The organism is Pantoea sp. X-Soil-ISGK-275 (assembly GCF_059730795.1).
The window spans coordinates 251,940-274,761 of the sequence record NZ_AP035976.1; the positions used below are offsets into that span (position 1 = coordinate 251,940).

The following is a 22,822-nucleotide window of genomic DNA, read 5'->3' on the forward strand; positions in this document are numbered from 1 at the left end:
GCGGGAACACGTGCAACATTAACGTATTAAACCCGTTCGAACACTGTGGCGATGCCCTGGCCTAAGCCAATGCACATGGTCGCCAGACCAAATTGCGCATCGCGACGCTCCATCAGATTCAGCAGCGTGGTACTGATACGCGCGCCGGAACATCCCAGCGGATGACCGAGCGCAATCGCGCCGCCATTCAAATTCACTTTCTCATCCAGCTGTTCCAGCAAGCCCATATCCTTGATGCACGGCAGCGCCTGTGCAGCAAAAGCCTCGTTGAACTCGAACAGGTCGATATCCTGCACGCTCAATCCGGCACGCTTGAGCGCCAGCTTGCTGGCGGGAACCGGACCGTAACCCATAATCGACGGATCGCAGCCGACCACCGCCATGCTGCGAATACGCGCGCGCGGCGTCAGACCGAGTTCGCGTGCGCGGCTTTCGCTCATGATCAACATTGCCGCTGCGCCGTCGGAGAGCGCGGAGGAGCTGCCTGCGGTCACGGTGCCGTTGACTGGATCGAACGCCGGGCGCAGCGCAGCCAATCCTTCGAGGCTGGTCTCTTCACGAATCACTTCGTCGCTCTCGAAACGTTTCAACACGCCGTTGGCGTCGTGGCCGTAGGTCGCCACAATCTCACGCTTGAAGTCGCCGCGCTGGGTTGCCGCCCAGGCGCGCTGGTGTGAACGCAATGCGAAAGCATCCTGCTGCTCACGCGTGATGTGATGCATGCGCGCCAGCATCTCGGCGGTTAACCCCATCATGCCTGCCGCTTTCGCCACCGTGCGACCCAGGCCCGGATGGAAATCCACACCGTGGCTCATTGGCACGTGGCCCATATGTTCGACGCCGCCAATCAGGCAGCTGTGTGCATCGCCAACCATAATGGCGCGCGCCGCGTCGTGCAGCGCCTGCATCGACGAACCGCACAGGCGGTTGACAGTGCTGGCAGGCACGCGATGCGGGATCTCGGCCAGCAGCGCGGCGTTACGTGCAATGTTGAAGCCTTGCTCCAGCGTCTGCTGCACGCAGCCCCAGATAATGTCGTCCAGCGTGGCGGGATCGACCGCCGGATTGCGGCTCAGCAGCTCGCGCATCAAATGCGCCGAGAGATCTTCTGCGCGCACCTGGCGAAACGCACCGCCTTTGGAGCGTCCCATCGGCGTGCGGACCGCATCAACAATGACTACTTTTTCCATTTTCATTACCTCAGGCACTTTGCAGCGCCGCTTCGTCAATCGGTTGCACCGCGGGATACCAGCTCTGGTGCTGATGGGCTTTTTGCAACAGCAGCTCCGGCAGCGCGTAAAGCGGGCCGAGCGCGGTATAACGTTTGGCCTGATCGACCACGTTGCTGTTGCCCAGCGTATCCATGTAGCGGAACGCGCCGCCACGGAACGGCGGGAAGCCTAAACCGTACACCAGCGCCATATCGGCTTCGGCCGGTGAAGCGATGATCTTCTCTTCGAGGCAGCGCACCACTTCGTTGAGCATCGGCAGCATCATGCGGTTGGCGATCTCGTCATCGCTGAACACGCGCGTCGGCTGGCAAATCGGTTCCAGCAATGCATCGACAGCCGCATCGGCCTTCTTCTGCGCCTTGCCTTTTTTATCCAGCTCCCAGCGGTAAAAGCCCTGACCGTTTTTCTGGCCGTAACGTTTGGCTTCGAACAGCACGTCGATCGCGTCGCGATAATCTTTCTGCATGCGAGACGGGAAGCCTTGCGCCATCACTTGCTGAGCGTGGTGCGCGGTATCAATGCCGACCACATCCAGCAGCCACGCTGGGCCCATCGGCCAGCCGAACTGTTTTTCCATTACGTTATCGACCTGACGGAAATCCGCGCCGTCGCGCAGCAGCAGGCTGAAAGCGGCGAAGTAGGGGAACAGCACGCGATTCACAAAGAAGCCGGGACAGTCATTCACCACAATCGGCGTCTTGCCCATTTTGCTCGCCCAGGCCACCACTTTGCTGAGAGTCGCTTCTGAAGTTTTCTCACCGCGAATCACTTCGACCAGCGGCATACGCGGCACCGGATTGAAGAAGTGCATGCCGCAGAAGTTTTCCGGACGTTTTAAGGCTTGCGCCAGTTGGCTAATCGGAATGGTTGAAGTGTTGGAGGCGAGAATGGCGTCCTCACGCAGATGCTGTTCGGTTTCTGCCAGCACTTTGGCTTTGATCTGCGGATTTTCCACTACCGCTTCCACCACTACGTCGGTGCGTTCGAATCCGGCGTAATCCAGCGTCGGCTGAATGGTGGTAAGTACGCTGGCCAGTTTGGCGCCGTCAATTTTGCCGCGCTCCAGCTGTTTGTTCAGCAGCTTGCTGGCTTCGGTCATACCCAGCGTTAACGCCTGCGGATTGATATCTTTCATCATCACCGGCACGCCTTTCCATGCCGATTGATAAGCAATGCCGCCGCCCATAATCCCTGCGCCCAACACTGCAGCTTGCTGCGGCGCACCGGCCGCGCTGCTGTGCTTCTTCGCCAGGCCTTTGACGTACTGATCGTTCAGGAAGATACCGACCAGCGCACGCGCCACATCGCTCTGCGCCAGCGGCACAAACGCGGCGGTTTCCAGCTTCAGCGCATCATCACGTCCGAGGCTGGCGGCGGCTTCAATGGTTTTCACGGCAGTAATCGGTGCCGGATAGTGTTTGCCTGCGGTTTGCAGCACCATGCTTTTGGCGATGGTGAAGCTCATGGCGGCTTCAATCGGGCTGAGTTTCAGCGGTGCCAGCTTCGGCGCGCGACGTGCTTGCCAGTTGCCTTGCACAATGGCGTCCTGCAAAACGGTGAGTGCGGCGGCACGTAGTTTGTCGCTGCTGACCACCGCATCCACCAAACCGAGTTTCAGGGCGCTGTTGCCATCAACATCTTTACCGGCGGCGATGATTTCCATCGCGCTGTCGGCACCGAGCAGGCGCGGCAAACGCACGCTGCCGCCAAAGCCCGGCATGATGCCCAGTTTGGTTTCCGGCAGGCCGATGCGTGCGGTGGGTGTGGCAACGCGGAAGTCGGTCGCCAGTATGCATTCACAGCCGCCGCCCAGCGCATAGCCATCAATGGCGGCCACGGTTGGCACCGGCAAATCCTCTAAGCGATTGAAGATGCTGTTGGCAAACGCCAGCCACTGACTCAGCTTCTCTTCTGGCGCATCAAACAGCGACAGAAATTCTGTGATGTCAGCACCGACGATAAATGCCGGTTTGGCCGACGAGAGCAGCAGACCGCGCAGCGCAGGTTGCTGTTCCAACACGCTTAATGCCTCGCCCAATGAGGCAACGGTTTTGGTATCGAGTTTGTTCACCGAACCGGGCGCATCGAAAACCAGCTCGGCGATGCCGTCGTCAAGCCAGTGAACTGAAAGGGTATCGCCTTGGTAGAGCATGTCCGTCTCCTGAAACCGCGAAAGTTGATCTGGTCATACCAGATGAGTTGGAGTGTGAGTCTGATGTTAATTATTTGCAAACGAGAGTTTGCTTATTTGATACAACGATCACAGCGTGTGCAGCACGGCATCGCTTACACGGCTGTGCTACACTGCGGCCACTTTCGCGACATTGGAGACAAGTCCATGGATTCACTGAAAACCCTGTATCACGCGCACATCAATACGCTGCAGCAGCGAGCGCAGCAGGTGCTGGCTCGCTTTAAGCTTGATGCCATGCTGATTCATTCCGGCGAGCTGCTGACCGTTTTTCTCGACGATCACGACTATCCGTTTAAGGTGAATCCCCAGTTCAAAGCGTGGGTGCCGGTGACGCAGGTGCCAAACTGCTGGTTATGGATTGATGGCGTGAATAAACCCAAGCTGTGGTTCTATTCGCCGGTTGATTACTGGCACAACGTTGAGCCGCTGCCAAACAGCTTCTGGACCAACGATGTGGACGTGATTGGCCTGAAGAGTGCCGATGAGATCGCGCAGTTGCTGCCTGCACAGCGTGAAAACGTGGCCTATATCGGTCCGGTGCCATCACGTGCTTCACAGCTCGGTATTAACAGCGAGCAGGTGAACCCGAAAGGTGTGATCGATTTCCTGCATTATCATCGCAGTATCAAAACTGAGTACGAACTGGCGTGTATGCGTGAAGCGCAGAAGCTGGCGGTGGCGGGTCATCGCGCGGCCAAAGAGGCGTTCTTCTCGGGTATGAGCGAGTTCGATATCAATATCGCCTATCTGACCGCAACCGGCCATCGCGACACCGATGTGCCTTACGGCAACATTATCGCGCTGAATGAACATGCCGCAGTACTGCACTACACCAAACTGGATCATCAACCGCCGGCCAAACGCCACAGCTTCCTGATTGACGCCGGTGCGGAGTATCTCGGTTACGCCGCTGACCTGACGCGCAGCTATGCGGCGCAGAGCAAATCGCGCTATGCCGAAATGGTTGCGGCGATGGACAAGGAAGAGCTGGCGCTGATCGCTACCTTGAAAGCTGGCGTGCGCTATACCGATTATCATCTGCAGATGCATCAGCGCATTGCGCGTCTGCTGCTGAAGTTCGAACTGGTGAAAGGCCTGACCGAAGAGACGCTGGTGGCGGAAGATTTAACCGGTCCGTTTATGCCGCACGGCCTTGGACATCCGCTCGGCCTGCAGGTGCACGACGTGGCTGGCTTTATGCAGGACGACAACGGCACGCATCTGGCGGCACCGTCGCAATATCCGTACCTGCGTTGTACGCGCGTGCTGGAACCTGGCATGGTGCTGACTATCGAACCAGGCTTCTATATTATCGATTCGCTGCTGGCGAAGCTACGCGGCGGCAAGTTCAATCAATACTTTGACTGGGCGGCAATCGATGCTCTCAAACCGTACGGCGGTATTCGTATCGAGGATAACGTGGTGGTTCACACCAATCGCATTGAAAATATGACGCGCGATCTGCACCTTGCCTGATGGATGCTTACGATATTCCCGCTGAGGCCGTGAGTCTCAGCGAGGAAACCATCAAGAAAAGCCGCTTCATTACCTTGCTGGCGCACACGGCGGGCGTGGAAGCGGCGCGCGCGTTTGTGCAGCAGGTGAAGCAGGAACATCCCACTGCGCGGCATCACTGCTGGGCGTGGGTAGCAGGCGCGCCGGATGATTCGCAGCAGTTGGGTTTCTCCGATGATGGCGAACCATCCGGCACCGCCGGCAAACCGATGTTGGCTCAGTTGATGGGCAGCGGCGTCGGAGAGATCACCGCAGTGGTGGTGCGTTACTATGGCGGCATCATGCTGGGCACCGGCGGACTGGTAAAAGCATATGGCGGCGGTGTGCAGCAAGGGCTGAAGCAACTGGCGCGTCAGCGTAAAGTGCCGATGGAATCTTTTACCCTGCAATGTGAGTACGCCCAACTGAGTGACATCGAGCGCCTGCTGCAACGTTTTGACGGCATTATAGAAGAGAGCCATTATCAGGATCGTATTGCGCTGCGTTTAGCGTTGCCGCATGCGCAGATTGATGGCTTTCGCCAAAACCTCTCTGATTACAGCCGGGGCGCGCTGACGCTCATCCCGCTGACAAACTAAAAGCTTCTGTTTAAAGGAAACGGCTGAATGCATTTTCGCGCCATTACCCGCATCGTGGGCCTGCTGGTGATTCTGTTCTCGGTGACCATGATTTTACCGGGCCTCGTCGCCTTGATTTACCGTGATGGTGCCGGGCGCGCGTTCAGTCAGACCTTTATGATGGCAATCGTCATCGGTTCGCTGCTGTGGTGGCCTAACCGCAAGCAGAAAAGCGAACTTAAGCCGCGCGAAGGCTTCCTCATCGTGGTGCTGTTCTGGACCGTGCTGGGCAGCGTCGGTGCGATGCCGTTTATCTTCGCCGAGCAGCCGCATCTTTCAATCACCGATGCGTTCTTTGAATCCTTCTCTGGCCTGACTACCACCGGCGCCACCACGCTGGTGGGGCTGGATACGCTGCCGAAAGCGATTCTGTTCTATCGGCAGATGCTGCAGTGGCTCGGCGGCATGGGGATCATTGTGCTGGCGGTGGCGATTTTGCCCATTCTGGGCGTGGGTGGCATGCAGCTTTATCGCGCTGAAATGCCGGGGCCGCTAAAAGATAATAAGATGCGCCCGCGTATTGCGGAAACAGCGAAAACGCTGTGGCTGATCTACGTGTTGCTCACCGTGGCGTGCGCGGTGGCGCTGTGGCTGGCGGGCATGCCGATGTTTGATGCTATCGGCCATAGCTTCTCGACTATCGCGATTGGCGGGTTCTCAACCCATGATGCCAGCATCGGCTACTTTAATAGCCCAACCATCAATACCATTGTCGCGGTATTTCTGCTGATCTCGGGTTGTAATTACGGTCTGCACTTCTCTTTATTAAGCGGTCGCAACCTGAAAGTGTATTGGCGCGATCCCGAATTTCGCATGTTTATTGGCGTACAACTGACCTTAGTGCTGATCTGTACCATCGTGCTGTGGTTCCACAATGTGTACGCCAGCGGCTGGCAAACGCTGAATCAAGCGTTTTTCCAGGTGGTTTCGATGGCGACCACGGCCGGTTTCACCACCGACAGCATTGCACGCTGGCCGCTGTTCCTACCGGTGCTGCTGCTGTGTTCGGCCTTTATCGGCGGCATGGCGGGTTCTACGGGCGGCGGATTGAAGGTGATCCGCATTCTGCTGCTGTTCAAACAGGGTTCGCGTGAGCTGAAGCGTTTGGTGCACCCGAATGCGGTTTACACCATCAAACTGGGTAACCGCGCGTTGCCAGAACGTATCCTCGAAGCGGTGTGGGGTTTCTTCTCAGCTTATGCGCTGGTGTTCCTGCTCAGTATGCTGGCCATCATCGCCACCGGCGTGGATGACTTCTCTGCTTTTGCTGCCGTGGCCGCGACTCTGAATAACCTCGGGCCCGGTTTGGGTGTCGTGGCAGACAACTTCACTTCAATGAATGATGTCGCGAAGTGGATTTTGATTTTGACCATGCTGTTTGGACGCCTTGAAGTGTTCACGCTGCTGGTGCTGTTCACGCCGACCTTCTGGCGCGAATAATAAAATAGGATTGAGTAATGAAAGCGTTGATTCTGTATTCCAGCCGCGATGGGCAAACCCGTGACATTGCCGCGCGCATTGCGCAGACGTTAGTGCCGCATCAACTGTGTGACGTGATCGATCTACTGGAGGCAAACCAGATTGATTGGTTGCAGTACGATCGCGTGCTGATTGGTGCTTCGATCCGCTACGGTCATTTCAATCCGGCGTTGCTTAAGTTTGTTACGCAGCACAGAGCACAGTTGCAGCAGCGCGTAAGCGGCTTCTTTAGTGTTAACCTCACAGCGCGTAAAGCCGATAAGTGCACGCCAGAGACCAATGCGTATACGCGCAAGTTCCTGGAGCAGTCACCGTGGCAACCCGATTGCTGTGCGGTTTTCGCTGGCGCGTTGCGTTATCCGCGTTATCGCTGGTTTGATCGCGTCATGATTCAATTCATTATGCGTATGACCGGCGGCGAAACAGATGCATCGAAAGAAGTGGAATACACTGATTGGAATAAAGTGGCGCTTTTTGCCCAGGATTTTGCGCAGTTACCAGGCAAATCGTTGTGAAATACAGCGTTGTGGCGAAATTTAGGTCGAACAGTAATTTATTTGCAATAAACCCTTGTCAGCTCCGAATAACTCCCTATAATGCGCCACCACTGAGACGGCAAAGCGGCAACGCAGACGGCTCAGCAGGGAGTGAAGAAATTCATCCCGCCGGATGAAAACGCTGAAAAAAGTGTTTGACTCCGAAGGAGAGTAGCGTAGTATACGCCACCTCGCGACAGACGGTTCAGCCGCTGCTCGCAACGCTCTTTAACAATTTATCAGACAATCTGTGTGGGCACTCGCAGGATTGATATCAGCGTCTCCGGACGCAACAAAATATCAAAGCCTCACGAGTGAACACATAATGAAATTCATTATGACGTTTTACAGATGAGCACCGCTGAACTTGTTTCAGCAAATCAAACTTAAATTGAAGAGTTTGATCATGGCTCAGATTGAACGCTGGCGGCAGGCCTAACACATGCAAGTCGAACGGTAGCACAGAGAGCTTGCTCTCGGGTGACGAGTGGCGGACGGGTGAGTAATGTCTGGGAAACTGCCCGATGGAGGGGGATAACTACTGGAAACGGTAGCTAATACCGCATAACGTCGCAAGACCAAAGTGGGGGACCTTCGGGCCTCACACCATCGGATGTGCCCAGATGGGATTAGCTAGTAGGTGGGGTAATGGCTCACCTAGGCGACGATCCCTAGCTGGTCTGAGAGGATGACCAGCCACACTGGAACTGAGACACGGTCCAGACTCCTACGGGAGGCAGCAGTGGGGAATATTGCACAATGGGCGCAAGCCTGATGCAGCCATGCCGCGTGTATGAAGAAGGCCTTCGGGTTGTAAAGTACTTTCAGCGGGGAGGAAGGCGGTGAAGTTAATAGCTTCACCGATTGACGTTACCCGCAGAAGAAGCACCGGCTAACTCCGTGCCAGCAGCCGCGGTAATACGGAGGGTGCAAGCGTTAATCGGAATTACTGGGCGTAAAGCGCACGCAGGCGGTCTGTCAAGTCGGATGTGAAATCCCCGGGCTTAACCTGGGAACTGCATTCGAAACTGGCAGGCTAGAGTCTTGTAGAGGGGGGTAGAATTCCAGGTGTAGCGGTGAAATGCGTAGAGATCTGGAGGAATACCGGTGGCGAAGGCGGCCCCCTGGACAAAGACTGACGCTCAGGTGCGAAAGCGTGGGGAGCAAACAGGATTAGATACCCTGGTAGTCCACGCCGTAAACGATGTCGACTTGGAGGTTGTTCCCTTGAGGAGTGGCTTCCGGAGCTAACGCGTTAAGTCGACCGCCTGGGGAGTACGGCCGCAAGGTTAAAACTCAAATGAATTGACGGGGGCCCGCACAAGCGGTGGAGCATGTGGTTTAATTCGATGCAACGCGAAGAACCTTACCTACTCTTGACATCCAGAGAACTTAGCAGAGATGCTTTGGTGCCTTCGGGAACTCTGAGACAGGTGCTGCATGGCTGTCGTCAGCTCGTGTTGTGAAATGTTGGGTTAAGTCCCGCAACGAGCGCAACCCTTATCCTTTGTTGCCAGCGGTCCGGCCGGGAACTCAAAGGAGACTGCCAGTGATAAACTGGAGGAAGGTGGGGATGACGTCAAGTCATCATGGCCCTTACGAGTAGGGCTACACACGTGCTACAATGGCGCATACAAAGAGAAGCGACCTCGCGAGAGCAAGCGGACCTCATAAAGTGCGTCGTAGTCCGGATCGGAGTCTGCAACTCGACTCCGTGAAGTCGGAATCGCTAGTAATCGTAGATCAGAATGCTACGGTGAATACGTTCCCGGGCCTTGTACACACCGCCCGTCACACCATGGGAGTGGGTTGCAAAAGAAGTAGGTAGCTTAACCTTCGGGAGGGCGCTTACCACTTTGTGATTCATGACTGGGGTGAAGTCGTAACAAGGTAACCGTAGGGGAACCTGCGGTTGGATCACCTCCTTACCTGAAGATACCTTCCCGCGCAGTGCTCACACAGATTGTCTGATAAAAAGTAATGAGCAAGACGGCTGCGAAGTCGTGACACTATCGTGTCCCCTTCGTCTAGCGGTTAGGACTCCGCCCTTTCACGGCGGCAACAGGGGTTCGAATCCCCTAGGGGACGCCACTTGCTTGGTGACAGGTGAAAGGTGTCTCCACGAAGTATCTCAAAACTGACTTAACCGTCATGTTTGAGATATTGCTCTTTAACAATCCGGAACAAGCTGAAAATTGAAACGACGTGTTGGTTCATTTCTCCGTAATAAGAAATGAATAACAACATGTTCGAGTCTCTCAATGCCTGCAGTCCGCAGCGTTGCAAAACGCCTGTGGGTTGTGAGGTTAAGCGACTAAGCGTACACGGTGGATGCCCTGGCAGTCAGAGGCGATGAAGGACGTGCTAATCTGCGTAAAGCGTCGGTAAGGTGATATGAACCGCTACAGCCGACGATGTCCGAATGGGGAAACCCGGTGCACTCAGTGCATCATCGCAACATGAATACATAGTGTTGCGAGGCGAACCTGGGGAACTGAAACATCTAAGTACCCAGAGGAAAAGAAATCAACCGAGATTCCCCCAGTAGCGGCGAGCGAACGGGGAACAGCCCAGAACCTGAATCAGTTTGTGCGTTAGTGGAAGCGTCTGGAAAGTCGCGCGATACCGGGTGACAGCCCCGTACACGAAAGTGCACATTCTGTGAGTTCGAAGAGTAGGGCGGGACACGTGGTATCCTGTCTGAATATGGGGGGACCATCCTCCAAGGCTAAATACTCCTGACTGACCGATAGTGAACCAGTACCGTGAGGGAAAGGCGAAAAGAACCCCGGCGAGGGGAGTGAAACAGAACCTGAAACCGTGTACGTACAAGCAGTGGGAGCCTCTTTAATGGGGTGACTGCGTACCTTTTGTATAATGGGTCAGCGACTTATATTCTGTAGCAAGGTTAACCGTATAGGGGAGCCGCAGGGAAACCGAGTCTTAACTGGGCGTTAAGTTGCAGGGTATAGACCCGAAACCCGGTGATCTAGCCATGGGCAGGTTGAAGGTTGGGTAACACTAACTGGAGGACCGAACCGACTAATGTTGAAAAATTAGCGGATGACTTGTGGCTGGGGGTGAAAGGCCAATCAAACCGGGAGATAGCTGGTTCTCCCCGAAAGCTATTTAGGTAGCGCCTCGTGAACTCATCTTCGGGGGTAGAGCACTGTTTCGGCTAGGGGGCCATCCCGGCTTACCAACCCGATGCAAACTGCGAATACCGAAGAATGTTATCACGGGAGACACACGGCGGGTGCTAACGTCCGTCGTGAAGAGGGAAACAACCCAGACCGCCAGCTAAGGTCCCAAAGTCATGGTTAAGTGGGAAACGATGTGGGAAGGCACAGACAGCCAGGATGTTGGCTTAGAAGCAGCCATCATTTAAAGAAAGCGTAATAGCTCACTGGTCGAGTCGGCCTGCGCGGAAGATGTAACGGGGCTAAACCATGCACCGAAGCTGCGGCAGCGACACTATGTGTTGTTGGGTAGGGGAGCGTTCTGTAAGCCGTTGAAGGTGGCCTGTGAGGGTTGCTGGAGGTATCAGAAGTGCGAATGCTGACATAAGTAACGATAAAGCGGGTGAAAAGCCCGCTCGCCGGAAGACCAAGGGTTCCTGTTCAACGTTAATCGGAGCAGGGTGAGTCGACCCCTAAGGCGAGGCTGAAAAGCGTAGTCGATGGGAAGCAGGTTAATATTCCTGCACTTGGTGTTACTGCGAAGGGGGGACGGAGAAGGCTAGGTTATCCGGGCGACGGTTGTCCCGGTTTAAGCGTGTAGGCTGATATCTTTGGTAAATCCGGGATATCTTAAGGCTGAGGCGTGACGACGAGCCACTACGGTGGTGAAGTAACTGATGCCCTGCTTCCAGGAAAAGCCTCTAAGCTCCAGGTAACACGAAATCGTACCCCAAACCGACACAGGTGGTCAGGTAGAGAATACCAAGGCGCTTGAGAGAACTCGGGTGAAGGAACTAGGCAAAATGGTGCCGTAACTTCGGGAGAAGGCACGCTGGCGCGTAGGTGAAGGGACTTGCTCCCGGAGCTGAAGCCAGTCGAAGATACCAGCTGGCTGCAACTGTTTATTAAAAACACAGCACTGTGCAAACACGAAAGTGGACGTATACGGTGTGACGCCTGCCCGGTGCCGGAAGGTTAATTGATGGGGTTATCCGCAAGGAGAAGCTCTTGATCGAAGCCCCGGTAAACGGCGGCCGTAACTATAACGGTCCTAAGGTAGCGAAATTCCTTGTCGGGTAAGTTCCGACCTGCACGAATGGCGTAATGATGGCCAGGCTGTCTCCACCCGAGACTCAGTGAAATTGAAATCGCTGTGAAGATGCAGTGTACCCGCGGCAAGACGGAAAGACCCCGTGAACCTTTACTATAGCTTGACACTGAACATTGAGCCTTGATGTGTAGGATAGGTGGGAGGCTTTGAAGCGTGGACGCCAGTCTGCGTGGAGCCAACCTTGAAATACCACCCTTTAATGTTTGATGTTCTAACGTAGGCCCGTGATCCGGGCTGCGGACAGTGTCTGGTGGGTAGTTTGACTGGGGCGGTCTCCTCCCAAAGAGTAACGGAGGAGCACGAAGGTTGGCTAATCCTGGTCGGACATCAGGAGGTTAGTGCAATGGCATAAGCCAGCTTGACTGCGAGAGTGACGGCTCGAGCAGGTGCGAAAGCAGGTCATAGTGATCCGGTGGTTCTGAATGGAAGGGCCATCGCTCAACGGATAAAAGGTACTCCGGGGATAACAGGCTGATACCGCCCAAGAGTTCATATCGACGGCGGTGTTTGGCACCTCGATGTCGGCTCATCACATCCTGGGGCTGAAGTAGGTCCCAAGGGTACGGCTGTTCGCCGTTTAAAGTGGTACGCGAGCTGGGTTTAGAACGTCGTGAGACAGTTCGGTCCCTATCTGCCGTGGGCGCTGGAGAATTGAGGGGGGTTGCTCCTAGTACGAGAGGACCGGAGTGAACGCACCACTGGTGTTCGGGTTGTCATGCCAATGGCACTGCCCGGTAGCTAAGTGCGGAAAAGATAAGTGCTGAAAGCATCTAAGCACGAAACTTGCCCCGAGATGAGTTCTCCCTGACTCCTTGAGAGTCCTGAAGGGACGTTGAAGACTACGACGTTGATAGGCCGGATGTGTAAGCGCAGCGATGCGTTGAGCTAACCGGTACTAATGACCCGTGAGGCTTAACCTTACAACGCCAGAGGCGTTTTGGTCTGAGAGACCGGAGATTTTCAGCTTGTTTTACGGATTAAAGATTCAGCGGAAGCGGATGTTATTCGTTTTTGCGCAAAGAATTTGCCTGGCGGCTTTAGCGCGGTGGTCCCACCTGACCCCATGCCGAACTCAGAAGTGAAACGCCGTAGCGCCGATGGTAGTGTGGGGTCTCCCCATGCGAGAGTAGGGAACTGCCAGGCATCAAATTAAGTGAAGAAGCCCCGAACGAAAGTTCGGGGCCTTTTTACGTCGGCACATCAGTAATATCCCATCAGAAATACGAAAACATCAAACTAGCAACCTGCCGATCAGGTAAACTACGGCCAGATTAATCAGTAAAGGCCGTGAAATGTCCAGCCCCAATACATCCCTAGAAGCTTTCAACACCCTTGGTCTTGCGATCAATGCCCAAACGCTGACCATCGCTGAAACTCCTGACGCTATTACCCTTGCCTGGAAAAACAGTCAGCAATTAAATCTGCCCTTTATTGTATTAGGCGAAGGGAGCAACGTACTCTTTCTGGAAGATTTCAGCGGCTCTGTGGTCGTTAATGCGATTAAAGGCATAACTATCGAAGAGCATGACGAAGCATGGCATTTACATGTTGGTGCTGGCGAAAATTGGCATGCTTTAGTTGAACAGACGCTAAAGAAAGGCATTACAGGACTGGAAAACCTGGCGCTAATTCCCGGCATGGCAGGCTCAGCACCGATTCAAAATATCGGTGCATATGGTGTCGAATTTAAAGATATCTGTCACTACGTTGACGTTTTACATCTTCCAACGCAAAAGATTATTCGTTTGTGCCGGGAAGAGTGCCAGTTTGGCTACCGCGATAGTGTTTTCAAACATGCAATGAAGAATGACTATGTCATTGTTGCAGTGGGATTACGCCTGGCAAAACAGTGGAAACCTGTTCTGACTTATGGTGATCTAACTAAATTAAACCCAGCAACAGTCTGTGCGTGGGATGTATTCATTGCTGTTTGCCATATGCGTCAAAGCAAACTGCCTGACCCAAAAATTACAGGCAATGTGGGGAGTTTCTTCAAGAATCCGCTCATCACCGCTGAGCATGCAACTGCGCTAGTTAAGCAGTGGCCATCCATTCCTCATTATCCTCAGGTCAGCGGTGAAATGAAATTAGCAGCTGGCTGGTTGATCGACCAATGCGGCCTTAAAGGCTTTCGTGTTGGCGGTGCCGCAGTTCACCGACAACAGGCTTTGGTACTGATTAATGAAGATCATGCCACTCCACAGGATATTGTCGATTTGGCGCATCAGGTCAGAAATAGAGTCGGTCAAAAATTTGATGTTTGGCTGGAGCCAGAAGTGCGCTTTATCGGTGCTCGAGGCGAGCGTAACGCCGTTGAGGTAATTTCATGAAAGATAATAGCGTGCCGTTAAAGTTGGTGGCATTGGTGGCTGATGGTGAATTTCACTCTGGTGAACAACTGGGCGAAGCACTTGGCATGAGCCGTGCAGCGATCAATAAACATATACAGACCCTGAAAAGCTGGGGTCTGGATGTCTATACGGTGACGGGTAAAGGCTACAGCTTACCGGAACCTATCCAGTTACTGGATGAAGAAGTCATTCTATCTCACCTGCATCAACCTAATCTGGCGGTGATTCCTGTTATCGATTCTACCAATCAGTATTTGCTGGATCGGATGGATAAATTGCCGTCTGGCTATGCGTGCATTGCCGAATATCAGCAAGCAGGGCGCGGACGTCGCGGCCGTAAGTGGTTTTCTCCATTTGGCTCCAACCTGTATATGTCCATGTATTGGCGCCTGGAGCAGGGGCCAGCCGCGGCGATGGGCCTGAGTCTGGTGATTGGTATCATCATGGCAGAGGTGATTCAATCATTAGGTGCGCCGAATGTCCGGGTTAAGTGGCCAAATGACCTCTATCTTAACGATCGTAAACTTGCCGGTATTTTAGTTGAGTTAACCGGTAAAACAGGAGATGCCGCTCAGATCGTTATAGGTGCGGGCGTCAATTTGCTGATGCGTTCAGAAGGTACGGCAGAAATTAATCAGGGTTGGATTAATCTTCAGGAAGCTGGTGTTGGTATTGATCGCAACGAGTTAGCTGCAAAGTTGATCAATAGCCTGCGTGAAGCGTTACCCATTTTTGAGCGCGATGGTTTGGCTCCTTTTGTCTCCCGCTGGGAACTCCTTGATAACTTCATTAATCGCCCAGTAAAGCTACTTATTGGGGATCGTGAGGTATATGGCATTGCGCGTGGTATTGATAAGCAGGGCGGTTTATTACTGGAGCAGGACGGAGTCATTAAATCCTGGGTCGGGGGCGAGATTTCACTGCGCCCAGACAATTAATTCATACCAACTAAAAAATAAAATGCCCACACTCTTTTATGGGCATTTCATTAAAAAAACTATTTTCTCAAACGTACACTTTGCACAGCATGATCAGCCGACTTAGTCATAATAAGGCTGGCCCGCTCACGTGTAGGCAGGATATTTTCCTTTAAATTAAGCCAGTTAATCTCTTTCCAAAGCCCGCGCGCAATATTGAGTGCATCTTCTTCTGGTAATTGCGAATAGTGATGGAAATAAGAGTCAGGATCGCTAAATGCACCCTCACGGAATTTCAAAAATCGATTTACATACCAATTCTCGAGTAATGACTCTGGTGCATCGACGTAAATTGAAAAATCGACGAAGTCAGACACAAATACGTGATGAGGATCGTGAGGATAGTCCATACCGCTTTGCAGCACATTCAATCCTTCAAGAATAAGAATATCAGGCTGTTGTACAACCTTATCGCCATCCGGAATGACATCGTAAATCAGATGAGAATAAACCGGCGCTGTCACCTGACTGGCACCTGATTTTAAATCAGAGACGAAGTTAACGAGGCGATGCATATCGTAGGATTGTGGGAACCCTTTTTTCTTCATCAGACCGCGCTCTTTGAGCACGGAATTAGGATGCAAAAAACCATCAGTAGTGATCAGTTCTACTTTACGGTGTTCTGGCCAGCGGCTAAGCAGCGCCTGAAGCACACGAGCGGTTGTGCTTTTTCCTACCGCAACGCTGCCGGCAATACTGATGATATAAGGGATTTTCTGCCCATTAGTGCCAAGGAATTGCTCAAGCACTGCCTGACGACGCAGATTAGAACTGATATAGAAATTAAGCAGACGCGAAAGCGGCAGATAAATCTCGGCCACTTCTTCTAATGAAAGGTCTTCATTGATACCACGCAGACGCTCAATTTCACCTTCAGCCAACGTCATTGGTACTGAATCGCGCAGTGCTGCCCATTGCTGGCGATTAAACTGCAAATAGGGCGTAGTAAGAGATGTCGTTTTTTTACTCATAAGCATGCATTTGAGTGCAAATTCTGATTCATCAACACCTTGCTGCATTAGGCATACAACGATGTATCAAACTCAATTGCACGTCACAGGGGTAATTAACGAGAACAATGGGCAGGAGGGTAACACCAGTGTGACTTTAAAAAGAAGTAAAATGATAAACAGGAGCACGCTTTCGCAAGCGTGCCCGCATTTTTCTTGTCGGTCAGTAGCTTGTCACTACATTTTCTGCTGGGCGGGCGCGCAGACGTTTATAGTAAATCGCGCCGGGATGAGGATGCCCATCCGCGCATAATGCATAGTCGGGCAATTCCCCTAAATAGTGATAGCCGTGCGAACGGTAAAAATTCTCTGCTACAGAACCCGCAATGACATCCAAATAAAGCAGACCACGTTGATAGCTTTCTGCCTTGTGCTCAAGCGTTTGTATTAATCTGCGCCCGATCCCTTCTCGTTGAGCGCTGGAATGCACGAGCAGCTGTAAAACCTCCGCGCGATTTTGTCCATCTGGGCGCTGACAAATGTTGAGCTGTACGCTTCCCACCACAACCGAGTCGATGATTGCGATCCATAACAGTAGCTCATGGTGTGCCATTTGGTTGCGCAAGCTATGAAAATAACGCTCGGCATCCTGATACTTTTGCATCTTTTGCATCTTTTGCATCTTTTGCATCTTTTGCATCTTTTGCGAATGTTGGAATGCCGAAGTCATATTGTTTTTTACCGCGTCTATCATCAGGGCAGCCAAAGCCTCGCGATAACGGGGTAATGTTTCTGCAGTAATCTGAACAATATTCATACGACACACTCCATTTAATGACCCGATTTAATAGATAGGCAAAATGCGGGCCAGCCGAAAAAATGGCTGTGGAGGAGGTTTTCACAAAAAAAGTCTAAAATTTGCACAGGAGAAAGGCAGTGCGCTTCAAATATGTGCATTGGCAATGATGTTGATACAGAGAAAATCAATCGACAGAGTGATGTAAAAATGGACATGTTTTGGATGATTTTACTGCATGAGATAGCTAATTTGAGATGATTTGCACAAATAGTAAGCGATAGAGCAATTTTGGCGATTTTTTTGTTGCATCCTTCTTCGGGTCTTCCTAGAATGCGCTCCACTTGATGCCGGCTTAGCTCAGTTGGTAGAGCAACTGACTTGTAATCAGTAGGTCACCAGTTCGATTCCGGTAGCCGGCACCATCAAGTAGGTGGGATTCCCGAGCGGCCAAAGGGAGCAGACTGTAAATCTGCCGTCACAGACTTCGAAGGTTCGAATCCTTCTCCCACCACCATCTCAACCTCCTGGTTGGGCATCAGATAAAGTCTTTATCTGATGGGTGAGTTCTTCATCTCTCACCTTCGAATTTCAGATTGCGCATTAGCGTAATCAAAGTTGGTCAGAAACTCTGACCGGCTCGAATAATAGAAGGTCTTCTTTTATTATTCATAAGCTACAGAAAGAACAGGTAGCCGAGTTCCAGGATGCGGGCATCGTATAATGGCTATTACCTCAGCCTTCCAAGCTGATGATGCGGGTTCGATTCCCGCTGCCCGCTCCAGATGTGCTGATATGGCTCAGTTGGTAGAGCGCACCCTTGGTAAGGGTGAGGTCCCCAGTTCGACTCTGGGTATCAGCACCACTTCCTTTATCTCTCTCCTGATTCTCTCTCTGTAAACCAAACAGTCAGGCCTTGCCTGGTTGATATGACGATATCTTCGATATATCCGTGTCTTAGAGGGACTAGCGATGGCTAAAGAGCAATTTCAGCGTAACAAACTGCACGTAAACGTCGGCACCATCGGTCACGTTGACCATGGTAAAACCACTCTGACTGCAGCAATCACCACCGTTCTGGCTAAAACCTACGGCGGTAAGGCAAGCAAATTCGACGAGATCGATAAAGCGCCAGAAGAGAAAGCACGTGGCATCACCATCAACACCTCTCACGTTGAATATGAAACCCCGACTCGCCACTATGCGCACGTTGACTGCCCAGGCCACGCCGACTATGTGAAAAACATGATCACCGGTGCTGCGCAGATGGACGGCGCGATCCTGGTTGTTGCTGCGACTGATGGCCCTATGCCACAGACTCGTGAGCACATCCTGCTGGGTCGTCAGGTTGGCGTTCCTTACATCATCGTGTTCCTGAACAAGTGCGACATGGTTGATGATGAAGAGCTGCTGGAACTGGTTGAGATGGAAGTACGTGACCTGCTGTCAGCATATGACTTCCCAGGCGACGACACTCCAATCGTTCGTGGTTCTGCTCTGAAAGCGCTGGAAGGCGAAGCTGAGTGGGAAGCTAAAATCATTGAGCTGGCTGAGCATCTGGATACTTATATCCCAGAGCCAGTTCGTGCAATCGACATGCCGTTCCTGCTGCCAATCGAAGACGTATTCTCAATCTCTGGCCGTGGTACTGTTGTTACCGGTCGTGTTGAGCGCGGTATCGTTAAAGTGGGCGACGAAGTTGAAGTTGTTGGCCTTAAAGATACAGTGAAATCAACCTGTACTGGCGTTGAAATGTTCCGCAAACTGCTGGACCAGGGTCAGGCAGGCGAGAACTGTGGTGTTCTGCTGCGTGGTATCAAGCGTGAAGACATCGAGCGTGGCCAGGTTCTGGCTAAGCCGGGTTCAATCAAGCCACACACCCAGTTCACTTCAGAAGTTTACGTTCTGTCTAAAGATGAAGGCGGCCGTCATACTCCGTTCTTCAAAGGCTACCGTCCTCAGTTCTACTTCCGTACTACTGACGTGACCGGTGACGTTCAGCTGCCAGAAGGCGTTGAGATGGTAATGCCAGGCGACAACGTAAAAATGACCGTAACTTTGATCAAGCCAATCGCTATGGATCAGGGTCTGCGTTTCGCAATCCGTGAAGGCGGCCGTACTGTTGGTGCGGGTGTTGTTGCTGAAATTATCGCTTAATTGCGATAACATTTGACGCAATGCACAAGGAAAGGGCATCATTTGATGCCCTTTTTGCACGCTGTTACATAGAACCTGGCTCATCAGTGATTTTCAATCATAATCATTGTTGAGACAGGCTCTGTTTCACGGCGTTGGATACCGAGTTACGCTCAAAAGCTCATTCGGTTTGGATGCCTCGCTCTGCGGGGCAGAATAGTTTCTGAATTATTGTGGCAGGTTGGTTTATGAGTGCGAATACCGAAGCTCAAGGAAGCGGGCGCGGCCTTGAAGCGATGAAATGGGTAGTTGTGATCGCATTGCTCCTGGTAGCAATTGTCGGCAACTATATTTATCGCGATGTAACTCTGCCGCTGCGTGCGCTGGCTGTAGTAGTGCTGATTGCTGCAGCAGGCGGCATCGCACTGCTGACAATCAAAGGCAAAGCGACTGTGGCATTTGCCCGTGAAGCAAGAACCGAAATGCGTAAGGTCATTTGGCCAACTCGCCAGGAAACATTGCACACCACGTTAATCGTTGCCGCGGTAACTGCCGTGATGTCACTGATTTTGTGGGGGCTGGATGGTATTCTGGTCCGTCTGGTATCGTTTATCACTGGCCTGAGGTTCTGAGATGTCTGAAGCTCCAAAAAAACGCTGGTACGTCGTTCAGGCGTTCTCCGGTTTTGAAGCTCGCGTAGCTAAATCGCTGCACGAGCATATCAAACTGCACAACATGGAAGAGCTTTTTGGCGAAGTCATGGTGCCGACTGAAGAAGTCGTCGAGATCCGTGGTGGCCAACGTCGCAAAAGCGAACGTAAATTCTTTCCTGGCTACGTATTGGTCCAGATGGTAATGAATGACGCCAGCTGGCACTTGGTACGCAGTGTACCGCGTGTGATGGGCTTTATCGGCGGAACGTCCGATCGTCCTGCGCCAATCAGTGATAAAGAAGTTGATGCGATTATGAACCGCCTGCAGCAGGTTGGTGATAAGCCGCGTCCAAAAACGCTATTCGAGCCAGGGGAAATGGTGCGCGTCAGCGACGGTCCGTTTGCCGATTTCAACGGTGTGGTCGAAGAAGTGGACTACGAGAAGAGCCGCTTGAAAGTTTCTGTTTCCATCTTTGGCCGTGCAACGCCAGTGGAACTCGACTTCGCTCAGGTGGAAAAAGCTTAACCCTTTTGTTCACTTTTTAGCTCTTGCAGAAGGCGCGAAATTTACCTATAATTTCGCGCCTTTTGTTTTTATGCGCTGCTATTAGCGTGTAAATCGTTATCACGGGGAGCCTGTTTTTTCAGGCGCTAAAACCCAATTGAGGAAATATCATGGCCAAGAAAGTACAAGCCTACGTCAAGCTGCAGGTTGCAGCTGGTATGGCTAACCCAAGCCCACCTGTTGGTCCAGCTCTGGGTCAGCAGGGTGTTAACATCATGGAATTCTGCAAAGCGTTCAACGCTAAGACAGAATCACTGGAGAAAGGCCTGCCTACTCCAGTTGTTATCACTGTATACAGCGACCGTTCCTTCACTTTCGTTACCAAAACGCCTCCGGCTGCCGTTCTGCTGAAAAAAGCAGCGGGCATCAAGTCTGGTTCTGGTAAGCCGAACAAAGATAAAGTCGGTAAAGTGACTCGTGCTCAGGTACGTGAAATCGCAGAAACTAAAGCTGCGGACATGACTGGTTCTGACGTAGAAGCGATGACTCGCTCTATTGAAGGTACTGCTCGTTCCATGGGCCTGGTAGTAGAGGATTAAGAAATGGCTAAGCTGACCAAGCGCATGAGCGTAATTCGCGACAAAGTTGACGCGACCAAGCAGTACGACATCACCGAAGCTGTTGCTCTGTTGAAAGAACTGGCTACCGCTAAGTTTGTTGAAAGCGTTGACGTTGCTGTTAACCTCGGCATCGATGCACGTAAATCTGATCAGAACGTGCGCGGCGCGACCGTTCTGCCACACGGTACTGGTCGTTCAGTACGTGTTGCCGTCTTCACCCAAGGTGCAAACGCTGAAGCTGCTAAAGCAGCTGGCGCAGAGCTGGTTGGTATGGAAGACCTGGCTGAGCAGATCAAAAAAGGCGAAATGAACTTTGACGTTGTTATTGCATCTCCAGATGCAATGCGCGTTGTTGGCCAGTTGGGCCAGGTTCTGGGCCCACGCGGTCTGATGCCAAATCCGAAAGTTGGTACTGTAACCCCTAACGTTGCTGAAGCAGTTAAAAATGCTAAAGCAGGTCAGGTTCGTTATCGTAACGACAAAAACGGCATCATCCACACCACCATCGGTAAAGTGGATTTTGACACTGACAAATTGAAAGAAAACCTGGAATCCCTGTTGGTTGCGCTGAAAAAAGCTAAACCATCTCAGGCGAAAGGCGTGTACATCAAGAAAGTCAGCATCTCTACCACCATGGGCGCCGGCGTTGCCGTTGACCAGGCTGGTCTGAGCGCATCAGCAAACTAATTGCTGCTTGTAACGGGCGAAAAATTCATCTAGAATCTTACGCCCGTTGTTCTGGTTGTTAATGCAATTCAGAACCCAGATTCAAAGTGAGTGAATGACAAAGTCTAAAGGCTTAGTTATTCAATCGCTTAGGTTGGAGCCAGGCCTTATCCTGGCCTCCGTCCGAGACCGCAGGAGCAGAATATTTTCGGATATCTTGCTTAATACCCTGCGTAGACGGTGACAGAACCAAAAAGAATTTTTTCTTCGCTGGATTCTGCTCACCGTGTAATAGCGCTTATCGCCTTCGGGTGAATGAGTGAAGTGAGTTCCGGGAAATTATTCCCGGCCAATCCAGGAGCAAAGCTAATGGCATTAAATCTTCAAGGCAAACAAGCGATTGTTGCTGAAGTTAGCGAAGTAGCCAAAGGCGCGCTTTCAGCGGTTGTTGCGGATTCCCGCGGCGTAACCGTTGATAAAATGACCGAACTGCGTAAAGCAGGTCGTGAAGCTGGCGTTTACATGCGTGTTGTTCGTAACACCCTGCTGCGCCGCGTCGTTGAAGGTACTCCTTTCGAGTGCCTGAAAGACACGTTTGTTGGTCCGACCCTGATTGCATACTCTTTGGAACACCCGGGCGCTGCTGCTCGTCTGTTCAAAGATTTCGCTAAAGCGAATGCAAAATTTGAGGTCAAAGCTGCAGCCTTTGAAGGTGAGCTGATCACGGCGGCCAATATTGACCGTCTGGCAACTCTGCCGACTTACGAAGAAGCACTGGCACGTCTGATGTCGACCATGAAAGAAGCCGCTGCTGGCAAACTGGTCCGCACTCTGGCTGCTGTGCGCGATGCAAAAGAAGCGGCTTAAGGCCAAATTCTTTTCCTTCGTGCTTGCTAACGTATAAACTTTTTCTGATTTTTAGGAACAATCGATATGTCTATCACTAAAGACCAAATTCTGGAAGCTGTTGCCGCTATGTCCGTAATGGAAGTAGTTGAGCTGGTTTCTGCTATGGAAGAAAAATTCGGCGTTTCTGCTGCTGCTGCTGTAGCTGTTGCTGCTGGCCCAGCTGAAGCTGTTGAAGAGAAAACTGAATTCGACGTAATTCTGAAAGCTGCTGGCGCTAACAAAGTCGCAGTAATCAAAGCGGTTCGTACTGCAACCGGCCTGGGCTTGAAAGAAGCTAAAGACCTGGTTGAAGCTACTGGCGCAATCAAAGAAGGCATCAGCAAAGATGACGCAGCTGCTCTGGAAGCACTGCTGAAAGAAGCTGGCGCTGACGTTGAAGTTAAGTAAGACAACCTT

General features: G+C 52.2%; 17 protein-coding genes, 5 tRNA genes and 3 rRNA genes. 21 read left to right on the forward strand and 4 right to left on the reverse strand.

Translation table 11 applies throughout. From position 1 onward, the window contains the following. Window positions 1–26: 26 nt before the first annotated feature. Window positions 27–1,190: an acetyl-CoA C-acyltransferase FadA gene (gene fadA, locus AC6I8A_RS01135; RefSeq protein WP_256698076.1), complete on the reverse strand. Its 1,164-nt coding sequence runs from the start codon at window positions 1,188–1,190 to the stop codon at window positions 27–29. 10 nt (window positions 1,191–1,200) lie between these two features. After that, window positions 1,201–3,384: a fatty acid oxidation complex subunit alpha FadB gene (gene fadB, locus AC6I8A_RS01140; RefSeq protein ID WP_256698077.1), complete on the reverse strand. Its 2,184-nt coding sequence runs from the start codon at window positions 3,382–3,384 to the stop codon at window positions 1,201–1,203. 186 nt (window positions 3,385–3,570) lie between these two features. Here fadB and pepQ point away from each other — a divergent pair, with 186 nt between their 5' ends. From pepQ to birA, 10 genes are all read left to right on the forward strand, one after another. Beyond that, on the forward strand, window positions 3,571–4,902 hold the full coding sequence (pepQ, locus tag AC6I8A_RS01145; protein WP_436332538.1) for a Xaa-Pro dipeptidase: 1,332 nt from the start codon (window positions 3,571–3,573) through the stop codon (window positions 4,900–4,902). After that, window positions 4,902–5,519 (forward strand): IMPACT family protein, encoded by a 618-nt coding sequence (locus tag AC6I8A_RS01150; protein ID WP_154194511.1) that lies wholly within the window; start codon window positions 4,902–4,904, stop codon window positions 5,517–5,519. The genes pepQ and AC6I8A_RS01150 overlap by 1 nt, the downstream gene beginning before the upstream one ends. A 27-nt stretch (window positions 5,520–5,546) precedes the next feature. Then, window positions 5,547–6,998 (forward strand): Trk system potassium transporter TrkH, encoded by a 1,452-nt coding sequence (gene trkH / locus AC6I8A_RS01155; protein WP_256698079.1) that lies wholly within the window; start codon window positions 5,547–5,549, stop codon window positions 6,996–6,998. 17 nt (window positions 6,999–7,015) lie between these two features. Then, the gene (gene hemG, locus AC6I8A_RS01160) at window positions 7,016–7,552 is read left to right on the forward strand and encodes a menaquinone-dependent protoporphyrinogen IX dehydrogenase (protein ID WP_293795768.1); all 537 of its coding nucleotides are present in this window, start codon (window positions 7,016–7,018) and stop codon (window positions 7,550–7,552) included. A gap of 409 nt (window positions 7,553–7,961) precedes the next feature. Beyond that, window positions 7,962–9,501 (forward strand): 16S ribosomal RNA (locus tag AC6I8A_RS01165). An 88-nt stretch (window positions 9,502–9,589) separates the two neighbouring features. Then, window positions 9,590–9,664, forward strand: a tRNA-Glu gene (locus AC6I8A_RS01170). 213 nt (window positions 9,665–9,877) lie between these two features. After that, a 23S ribosomal RNA gene (locus AC6I8A_RS01175) occupies window positions 9,878–12,783 on the forward strand. Between the two features lie 107 nt (window positions 12,784–12,890). Continuing rightward, a 5S ribosomal RNA gene (rrf, locus tag AC6I8A_RS01180) occupies window positions 12,891–13,006 on the forward strand. The 16S, 23S and 5S rRNA genes sit together here with 1 tRNA gene alongside, the layout of an rRNA operon. Window positions 13,007–13,155: 149 nt before the next feature. Beyond that, window positions 13,156–14,193 (forward strand): UDP-N-acetylmuramate dehydrogenase, encoded by a 1,038-nt coding sequence (gene murB / locus AC6I8A_RS01185; protein ID WP_436333545.1) that lies wholly within the window; start codon window positions 13,156–13,158, stop codon window positions 14,191–14,193. Next, on the forward strand, window positions 14,190–15,152 hold the full coding sequence (birA, locus tag AC6I8A_RS01190) for a bifunctional biotin--[acetyl-CoA-carboxylase] ligase/biotin operon repressor BirA (protein ID WP_436333544.1): 963 nt from the start codon (window positions 14,190–14,192) through the stop codon (window positions 15,150–15,152). The genes murB and birA overlap by 4 nt, the downstream gene beginning before the upstream one ends. A 59-nt stretch (window positions 15,153–15,211) precedes the next feature. Here birA and coaA read toward each other — a convergent pair whose 3' ends face one another. Next, a complete protein-coding gene (coaA, locus tag AC6I8A_RS01195; RefSeq protein WP_436333546.1) occupies window positions 15,212–16,162 on the reverse strand; it encodes a type I pantothenate kinase in 951 nt (316 codons plus the stop codon). Window positions 16,163–16,364: 202 nt separating this feature from the next. Further along, complete coding sequence (locus tag AC6I8A_RS01200; protein ID WP_497817896.1) at window positions 16,365–16,958, reverse strand: GNAT family N-acetyltransferase; 594 nt, start codon at window positions 16,956–16,958, stop codon at window positions 16,365–16,367. Between the two features lie 328 nt (window positions 16,959–17,286). On the opposite strand from AC6I8A_RS01200, the gene AC6I8A_RS01205 reads away from it, so the two are divergent. The 11 genes from AC6I8A_RS01205 to rplL all read left to right on the forward strand — a co-directional run bounded on the left by AC6I8A_RS01205 (window position 17,287) and on the right by rplL (window position 22,813). Beyond that, a tRNA-Thr gene (locus AC6I8A_RS01205) sits at window positions 17,287–17,362 on the forward strand. Between the two features lie 7 nt (window positions 17,363–17,369). Further along, window positions 17,370–17,454, forward strand: a tRNA-Tyr gene (locus AC6I8A_RS01210). A 192-nt stretch (window positions 17,455–17,646) separates the two neighbouring features. Continuing rightward, window positions 17,647–17,721: transfer RNA gene (locus AC6I8A_RS01215), tRNA-Gly, on the forward strand. A 5-nt stretch (window positions 17,722–17,726) separates the two neighbouring features. Next, a tRNA-Thr gene (locus AC6I8A_RS01220) sits at window positions 17,727–17,802 on the forward strand. 107 nt (window positions 17,803–17,909) lie between these two features. Further along, window positions 17,910–19,094, forward strand: coding sequence for an elongation factor Tu (tuf, locus tag AC6I8A_RS01225; RefSeq protein WP_256697630.1), 1,185 nt, complete (start codon window positions 17,910–17,912; stop codon window positions 19,092–19,094). A 227-nt stretch (window positions 19,095–19,321) separates the two neighbouring features. Further along, window positions 19,322–19,705 (forward strand): preprotein translocase subunit SecE, encoded by a 384-nt coding sequence (gene secE / locus AC6I8A_RS01230; protein WP_008108388.1) that lies wholly within the window; start codon window positions 19,322–19,324, stop codon window positions 19,703–19,705. A gap of 1 nt (window position 19,706) precedes the next feature. Then, window positions 19,707–20,252 (forward strand): transcription termination/antitermination protein NusG, encoded by a 546-nt coding sequence (gene nusG / locus AC6I8A_RS01235; protein WP_008108391.1) that lies wholly within the window; start codon window positions 19,707–19,709, stop codon window positions 20,250–20,252. 149 nt (window positions 20,253–20,401) lie between these two features. Then, window positions 20,402–20,830 carry a 50S ribosomal protein L11 gene (gene rplK, locus AC6I8A_RS01240; RefSeq protein ID WP_008108393.1) on the forward strand — a complete coding sequence of 143 codons (429 nt, stop codon included), beginning with the start codon at window positions 20,402–20,404 and terminating at the stop codon, window positions 20,828–20,830. Window positions 20,831–20,833: 3 nt separating this feature from the next. Beyond that, on the forward strand, window positions 20,834–21,538 hold the full coding sequence (gene rplA / locus AC6I8A_RS01245) for a 50S ribosomal protein L1 (protein WP_008108395.1): 705 nt from the start codon (window positions 20,834–20,836) through the stop codon (window positions 21,536–21,538). A 348-nt stretch (window positions 21,539–21,886) separates the two neighbouring features. Then, the gene (gene rplJ / locus AC6I8A_RS01250; protein WP_007886294.1) at window positions 21,887–22,384 is read left to right on the forward strand and encodes a 50S ribosomal protein L10; all 498 of its coding nucleotides are present in this window, start codon (window positions 21,887–21,889) and stop codon (window positions 22,382–22,384) included. Window positions 22,385–22,450: 66 nt separating this feature from the next. Beyond that, entirely contained in the window at window positions 22,451–22,813 is a 363-nt protein-coding gene (rplL, locus tag AC6I8A_RS01255) for a 50S ribosomal protein L7/L12 (protein ID WP_256698085.1), read from the forward strand. Window positions 22,814–22,822: the final 9 nt, after the last annotated feature.

What these genes read in the sequence shown, in the direction of transcription:
- fadA (WP_256698076.1), bottom strand. Translation starts at nt 1,190, where the DNA reads ATGGAAAAAGTAGTCATTGTTGATGCGGTCCGCACGCCGATGGGACGC.
- fadB (WP_256698077.1), bottom strand. Translation starts at nt 3,384, where the DNA reads ATGCTCTACCAAGGCGATACCCTTTCAGTTCACTGGCTTGACGACGGC.
- pepQ (WP_436332538.1), top strand. Translation starts at nt 3,571, where the DNA reads ATGGATTCACTGAAAACCCTGTATCACGCGCACATCAATACGCTGCAG.
- AC6I8A_RS01150 (WP_154194511.1), top strand. Translation starts at nt 4,902, where the DNA reads ATGGATGCTTACGATATTCCCGCTGAGGCCGTGAGTCTCAGCGAGGAA.
- trkH (WP_256698079.1), top strand. Translation starts at nt 5,547, where the DNA reads ATGCATTTTCGCGCCATTACCCGCATCGTGGGCCTGCTGGTGATTCTG.
- hemG (WP_293795768.1), top strand. Translation starts at nt 7,016, where the DNA reads ATGAAAGCGTTGATTCTGTATTCCAGCCGCGATGGGCAAACCCGTGAC.
- murB (WP_436333545.1), top strand. Translation starts at nt 13,156, where the DNA reads ATGTCCAGCCCCAATACATCCCTAGAAGCTTTCAACACCCTTGGTCTT.
- birA (WP_436333544.1), top strand. Translation starts at nt 14,190, where the DNA reads ATGAAAGATAATAGCGTGCCGTTAAAGTTGGTGGCATTGGTGGCTGAT.
- coaA (WP_436333546.1), bottom strand. Translation starts at nt 16,162, where the DNA reads ATGAGTAAAAAAACGACATCTCTTACTACGCCCTATTTGCAGTTTAAT.
- AC6I8A_RS01200 (WP_497817896.1), bottom strand. Translation starts at nt 16,958, where the DNA reads ATGAATATTGTTCAGATTACTGCAGAAACATTACCCCGTTATCGCGAG.
- tuf (WP_256697630.1), top strand. Translation starts at nt 17,910, where the DNA reads ATGGCTAAAGAGCAATTTCAGCGTAACAAACTGCACGTAAACGTCGGC.
- secE (WP_008108388.1), top strand. Translation starts at nt 19,322, where the DNA reads ATGAGTGCGAATACCGAAGCTCAAGGAAGCGGGCGCGGCCTTGAAGCG.
- nusG (WP_008108391.1), top strand. Translation starts at nt 19,707, where the DNA reads ATGTCTGAAGCTCCAAAAAAACGCTGGTACGTCGTTCAGGCGTTCTCC.
- rplK (WP_008108393.1), top strand. Translation starts at nt 20,402, where the DNA reads ATGGCCAAGAAAGTACAAGCCTACGTCAAGCTGCAGGTTGCAGCTGGT.
- rplA (WP_008108395.1), top strand. Translation starts at nt 20,834, where the DNA reads ATGGCTAAGCTGACCAAGCGCATGAGCGTAATTCGCGACAAAGTTGAC.
- rplJ (WP_007886294.1), top strand. Translation starts at nt 21,887, where the DNA reads ATGGCATTAAATCTTCAAGGCAAACAAGCGATTGTTGCTGAAGTTAGC.
- rplL (WP_256698085.1), top strand. Translation starts at nt 22,451, where the DNA reads ATGTCTATCACTAAAGACCAAATTCTGGAAGCTGTTGCCGCTATGTCC.